Annotated in this window: 4 protein-coding genes; 2 read left to right on the top strand and 2 right to left on the bottom strand. The window is 45.6% G+C overall.

From position 1 onward, the window contains the following. Positions 1 to 1,383: sensor histidine kinase (locus WBA89_RS28065; RefSeq protein WP_424410911.1), on the top strand; the 1,383-nt coding region annotated here is incomplete at its 5' end. 847 nt (positions 1,384 to 2,230) lie between these two features. On the opposite strand, the gene WBA89_RS28060 is transcribed toward WBA89_RS28065, so the two are convergent. Beyond that, the gene (locus WBA89_RS28060; protein ID WP_424410912.1) at positions 2,231 to 2,659 is read right to left on the bottom strand and encodes a hypothetical protein; all 429 of its coding nucleotides are present in this window, start codon (positions 2,657 to 2,659) and stop codon (positions 2,231 to 2,233) included. Between WBA89_RS28060 and WBA89_RS28055 the strand changes: the two genes are divergently transcribed. Continuing rightward, the gene (locus WBA89_RS28055; RefSeq protein ID WP_424410910.1) at positions 2,586 to 5,207 is read left to right on the top strand and encodes a PAS domain S-box protein; all 2,622 of its coding nucleotides are present in this window, start codon (positions 2,586 to 2,588) and stop codon (positions 5,205 to 5,207) included. The genes WBA89_RS28060 and WBA89_RS28055 overlap by 74 nt on opposite strands. A 26-nt stretch (positions 5,208 to 5,233) precedes the next feature. On the opposite strand, the gene WBA89_RS28050 is transcribed toward WBA89_RS28055, so the two are convergent. Next, positions 5,234 to 5,695, bottom strand: a complete 462-nt coding sequence (locus WBA89_RS28050; protein WP_424410909.1) for a VOC family protein — start codon at positions 5,693 to 5,695, stop codon at positions 5,234 to 5,236. Positions 5,696 to 6,138: the final 443 nt, after the last annotated feature.

Here is a 6,138-nt window from a genome sequence, read left to right as displayed (position 1 = left end):
AACCAAACAGAGGCAATCGATACAGAAACGCCGGCAAGGCCGCAACACGCAGCTAAGGTGAATCATTTCAAGCAAAAAAACCCCAGCCTCAGATTAGTTTGTCTCGACTTGTACGATCGCGCCAGCGACAATCATTTGAGCCGCCAGCCCCTATCGGCAGCCAGCGATTTAGAACTTTCATCAATCTTAGATGATGTCGGAGGAGCCGCACCGGGCGAAAACTTAGCTGAGGACGAAGCTTTGAAACCTGAACCCAGCACTCAACACTCGATCGCCACAAATTTGTGCGGCTCATCTTCGGTAGCCGAACACTCCGCCGTGCTGCCGAATCAGAGCAAACCAAATTCATCGATCTTAAACGTAGCAATTAGGCTCGGCGGTCAGATCGTGGGCATCCTCTCTTTGGAACATATCGGCGCGCCCCGCCAGTGGGCTCTGGAGGAACGCACCTTCGCCGATTCTTTGGCAAATTTGGTCGCGCTGGCGATCGAAGGATTTGAACGCCAGCGCGCTCAGGAAGCACTTTCCAAAGCCAAAGCTCAGCTAGAAATGACAGTCGATCGGCGCACCGCTCAACTCACCGCCGCCAACAAACTGCTCCGCATCGAAATTGCCGAGCGCAAAAGAACCGAAATAGCTTTGCAAGAAGCCTTGCACAAAGCTGAAGCAGCTTCGAGAGCTAAAAGCACTTTTCTCGCTAATATGAGCCACGAACTGCGGACTCCGCTCAACGCGATTATCGGTTACAGCGAAATGCTACAAGAAGAAGCACTGGAATCGGGACTCGAAGACATCATTCCCGATACCCAAAAAATTCGCAACGCCGGCAAACACTTGCTGACTTTAATTAACGATATCCTAGACCTTTCTAAAATAGAAGCCGGTCGAATGGAGCTTTATTTAGAAAAATTTGACATCGGGAATTTAATCGAAGAAGTCGTGGCAACTTTGCACCCTTTGGTCGAAAAAAATCACAATCAACTAGAAGTTTCTTGCTGTCCGAATTTGGGATTGATGTATGCAGATTTAACTAAAGTGCGGCAAATTTTGTTCAATTTGCTCTCGAATGCCTTGAAGTTTACCGAAGGTGGAACAGTGCTGCTGGGCGCGACTAGGGAACCAGCAGGCGGCAGCGATTGGGTTTATTTGCAGGTATCTGATACCGGGATTGGAATGTCTGCCGGACAGCAGCAGAGTTTGTTTCAACCTTTTATGCAGGGCGATGCTTCGACTACTCGCAAGTACGGCGGCACCGGTTTGGGATTGACGATCAGCCGCTTGTTTTGTCAGATGATGGGCGGCGATGTCACTATTGAGAGTCAGTTGGGTGTTGGCTCTACTTTTACTGTTAAATTAAAGGCAAAAGTTGATATTAGTCATTAGTCATTAGTCATTAGTCATTAGTCATTAGTCATTAGTCAGTAGGGGCGGTGCCCCCGTGCGGGCCCTTGCCCGCTCGCGAAGTCGAAGGGTAGTCATTGGTCATTAGTCAACCGATTCTCAATGACAAAATTCTAATAATATCATTATCTGTTGGATTGAATGCAATCAATAAGGTTCGCAGTGCGGACTTTAGTCCGAGAAATGGAGCGGACGAACCGTTTTTGTTGTCTCAAGCCCCCGAATTTATCTGTGGGGTTGCCTCCAAAATCTAAAATCTAAAATCTAAAATCGAATGACGGCGTTGAGAGTTTGAACAATACCGATGCAGCCGGAAATGATATCAGATGCAAGAGAGAATAATTACCGATTACCGATTACCAATTCCCAATTCCCAATTACCTATTCCCGTTTGAATTGTGACACCGATCGCGATCGACCTCTGTTGCTCATCACACAATAATATTTTTGATCGGTCTAGAATACCTAATATTATCTTAAACTTCTGCCCCGAGCAGAACCGATCGCCTGCCTGCATCCAAGAGTCGCACCTCAGCCTGATTAAAGGAAGTGGGGGATTGCTTGTATAAAGACAATTTGGTAAAAGTAATGCTATGGTCGCTAACCAGTAAAAGGCAAAAGTTAACAGGAAATCAGGAATTATCAAAAGTCTAAGGACGCAGAAACACAATCTGCCCCTTTTGCCGCCTCCCGATCGCCTTTAAACTGCTGCCTCTATTAGCTTCATAGCAATGCCGCCTTCAACAGCGCGCAAGTTTTCAGAATCAAAGGAGTGCATCTACATGATTAAACCTTGCAGTCAACCGCTAAAAACAAATCCTTTCACTTGTCATCGCGATCCCGCTACAGGCAGGTGGACTACCGTAGTCCTAACAGTTGAGAGTCCTTGCGAAACAGACTCTAGTTTGACAGCCAAAGCCGATCGCGAAAACGAAGGTAAAGTAGAAACAACTATTTCTGCTTCGCCCGCAATCTCGCTGCCGAAAAAACCCCTTGCCTTCTCTTTGCCTCCGTTTAAAAAGCTGGCTAAAAAATCTGTTGTGACTCTGGCCCGGTAGCAATTGCCGCGGGCATAATCTAGTTTCCACGGTTGCGCCCGGGCGATCGCCCAACAAAAAAACGGATCTCTAGCATAAATTGCCAAAAAGCGATATACTGCCAGCAAACTTTCTCCTTCAATATCCGTGAAGTATTTGCTCGATCGCCTCGTCCAACAAATCTGGACAGACCGACCAATTCGCCAGCGGGGAACAATCATCGTTGCTATCCCGGTTGTTTGTCTGTTTACTTCGCTGATAGCGATTTCAGGACTCCGGAAGAGTGCCATACAGCTCAGAAAGCAAGCCAATACCAATCAGGAAATACTTCAGGAAACTAACCGCTTGTTAACAGCGGTAGTGGATGCAGAAACCGGAATTCGGGGTTACGGCTTGACCAAGCGCCGCGATTTTTTACAACCATACTTAGAAGCCCAAAAAACTGTACCTCCGCTGCTGGCTAAACTCAAGTTTATGCTGCGAGAAAATAAATCAGAATTTAAGGAATTTGAACAAATTAAAAAAAGTACCGAACAATACATAAATTTGTTGCAAAATACTTTAAATAAGCTTGAGAGTTCGGAAACAAAGTTGCCGTCTCCGGAAATAATTCAGGTGTTGGGCGCAGGTAAATTGCAGATGGATAAGCTGCGCGAAAAAATCGATGCCTTTGCTGGTGCCAACGAAGCTTACCAGAAAGTTCAAGAGCGACAAATACGGGAGTTGAGAGATTTAACTAATTACCTGCAAGTTGGTGGTTTGCTTGTCGGCTGTTTGGGTGGCGTGGCTTCCTGGTATTTATTTGATAGTTTAGACAAGGAATTGAAGAAGCGGGAAGCTGGCTTGCAAGAAAGCAAAGCCCGCATTCAAGCTGTGGTAGATAATGCGGCTGACGGGATTATCACTTTGGATGAACGGGGAAATATTGAGTCTTTTAATGCGGCAGCAGAAAAAATTTTTGGTCGATCGACCGATCGCGCAATTGGCTCGAACCTCCGCAAGCTGATAGCTAAACCGCAACCGCACAGCAGCACTGGGGATTATTCAGTAGAATATTTTGTGTTAAATCCCCATGCTAAGCTGAATACTTACCAGCAAGAAACAGTTGGAATTCGCAGCGACGGAACCAAGTTTCCGATGGAGTTGGCCATCAGCGAAATGCGTCTGGCAAATCAACAATTGTTTATTGCAATTTGCCGCGATATCAGAGGACGGAAACAAACTGAGGAAACTCTCCGCAAGCAAGCGCAAATGCTGGATTTGGCGAACGATACGATCGCGGTACTAGACTTGAACGGAGAGATTTTTTATTGGAACTTGGGGGCGAAGTGGCTCTACGGGTGGCGGAAGTCGGAAGCAATAGGAAAAAATATTCACGATCTTTTGCAAACAGAATGGACGCAACCTTTCGAGGAAATTCAACAAGAGCTTTTTGAGCGGGGTTCTTGGCAAGGAGAACTAATCCGTACCAAGCAAGACGGCACAAAAATAACGGTTGCCAGCCGCTGGACTTTGCAGCGCGACGAGCAAAACACACCCGCAGCTATTTTGGAAATCAGCAACGATATTAGCGATCGCAAACGCTCAGAAATTGCCTTAGCCGAAAGCGCCCAGAGGTTTCGCCATACTTTTGAACAAGCGGCAGTCGGCATGGCCCAAGCCACTGTAGAAGGCAAATTTGTGTTAGTCAATCAAAAGCTTTGCGAAATTTTGGGCTACAGCCGCCAAGAATTGATCCAAAAAAGATTTCAGGACATTACTTTGCCCGAAGATTTGGAAAAGGAACAGGAACTTTTGCACCAATTGTTAGTAGGAGAAATTGAAAATTACCGTGTGGAAAAGCGCTACCTGCGCCAAGACGGAGATTTGGTGTGGGCAAACTTGACGGTTTCGCTGCTGCGAGAACAAAACGGCAGTCAATTTTTGATGGGTGTGATAGAGGATATTAGGGAACGCAAACAAGCTGAGGAATCGCTCAGGTTGCACACTCAAGAATTGAGTTGGATGGCGCACTCGCTGGCTAAAACGACCAATGTTTTGAGAAAGCGCAATCAAGAATTAGACCAGTTTGCTTATGTAGTTTCTCACGATTTGAAAGCGCCGCTCCGGGCGATCGCCAATCTCAGCAGTTGGATAGAAGAAGACCTCAGCGACTCGATGACAGAGGATACTCTGCACCAAATGAACCTGCTGCGCGGCAGAGTTCACCGGATGGAAGCATTGATTGAGGGACTGCTGCAATATTCCCGCGTCGGGCGCATTCAAGTAGCTTCAGAAACCGTAAAAGTTGAGCATTTATTAGCAGAAATTATTGATTCCTTGGCACCGCCGCCGGGATTTGAGGTGAAAGTTGAACCGGGAATGCCAACTTTTGCGGCCGAAAAATTGGCGCTGTACCAGGTTTTTGCTAATTTAATTAGCAACGCCATCAAGCACAATCGAGCTGAATCCGGTCACGTAAATATATCAGTTAAAGAGTTAGATGATTTTTATGAATTTTCAGTAGCCGATGACGGGCCGGGGATTGCTGCTCAATATCACGATAAAGTTTTTGTGATTTTTCAGACATTGGAAGCTCGCGATAAAGTTGAAAATACTGGCATTGGTTTGTCGCTGGTGAAGAAGATTGTCGAAGGCCAAGGAGGCAGTATTTCGCTGGAATCTGCGGTCGGTGAAGGAGCAATTTTTAGATTTACTTGGCCCAAGCAACCTATTAGCAAAGAGGAAAGTGAAACAACTCTAAATCTAGTAAATGTAGGGCGTCGATAGCGCACCGCAAACCCGATCGCGCCTGTTTAATCTGCATCGCAGCGGATTTCGATGATAAATCCGTCGGGATCGTAAAAGTAAATGCCGCGTCCTGTAGCGCGCGTGACGGGGCCGCTGTCGATCGCAATTTGATTTGACTTTAGCACTTCGATCGCGCGATCGAACAAATCCGGCTCGATATCAAAAGCCAAGTGGTTGGCGCGAGTAAAAGCTTTCTCCGGGTCAGGGTTTGGCGGTTCCAAATCTGGCTGCCAAAATAAGTCAATTACAGTCCCGTCTGGGGTGATGAAATTAGCCACTTTACCCGCTGCTACCATTTCTGTTAAACTTGCGGGAATTTCTGCACCTGCGAGTTCGTGCAAGCCGAGAATTGTACCGTAAAAGTAGCGGGAAGCTTTCATGTCCCGCACGTTTAAAGCAATATGGTGAACGCGGCGCAAATTTCCCGGCGCGAGGACAATTTTGATGGTGTTTTCTGTAGTTTGCATGATTGTCAATTGCAAATGTTATAGAAGAAGTCATTAGTCATTAGTCATTAGTCATTAGTTATTAGTTGTTAGTTATTAGTTGTTAGTTATTAGTTGTTAGTTGGTAGGGGCGGTGCCAAGAGTGCCCGCCCTCTTAGTTATTAGTCATTAGTCATTAGTCATTAGTCATTAGTCATTAGTCATTAGTCATTGTTATACCAATTTCATAAAGTTATGCTACTACCGAAAGTTTGACTCCCCCCCTTTATAAGGGGGGGTTGGGGGGGGTAGATATGTAGCGCTATTTTATGAATTTGGTATTATTAGTCATTGGTCATTAGGAAGAAAAAACAAAAAACAAGAAATAAGCAATCAAATCAAGGTTTTCCGAAATTAATAACTTCCTAATTTTTTTGACGGTTGTTCTAAAAATGAATGCTTTGAAATTTATTCAAATTTTGATG

It is taken from the genome of Microcoleus sp., assembly GCF_049646505.1.
Classification (GTDB): Bacteria; Cyanobacteriota; Cyanobacteriia; order Cyanobacteriales; family Microcoleaceae; genus Microcoleus.
Note: the sequence above shows the minus strand (reverse complement) of the source record. Positions and strands in the feature narration are given on the sequence as shown.